Genomic DNA, 367 nt, shown 5'->3' with positions numbered 1-367 from the left:
ACCTGAGGCGTGATGCGTAGCCCAAGTGTGGGTGAAGTTGGTGATCTAGTACTGTCGAGAAAAGCCTCTAGCGATGTGGATGTATGGCCCGTACCCTAAACCGACACAGGTGGTCAGGTTGAAAATACTAAGGCGTTCGGGTGAACTGTGGTTAAGGAACTCGGCAAAATGCCCCCGTAACTTCGGGAGAAGGGGGACCACACGACTTAAGCACTCTTTGCGAGTGTGGTGGGTTGTGGGGTCGCAGAGAATAGAGGGAAGCGACTGTTTATCAAAAACACAGGTCCATGCGAAGACGTGAAGTTGATGTATATGGACTGACGCCTGCCCGGTGCTGGAAGGTTAAGAGGACCGGTTAGTAGTCTTT

General features: G+C 51.8%; 1 rRNA gene. It reads left to right on the top strand.

The features are described from left to right. Positions 1-367: ribosomal RNA gene (locus QP363_RS12750) — 23S ribosomal RNA — on the top strand; the annotation flags it as partial.

Origin of the sequence: Corynebacterium sp. UMB6689 (assembly GCF_030215295.1) — a bacterium.
GTDB lineage: Bacteria > Actinomycetota > Actinomycetes > Mycobacteriales > Mycobacteriaceae > Corynebacterium > Corynebacterium aurimucosum.
This window is presented reverse-complemented; position numbering and strand designations above follow the sequence as displayed.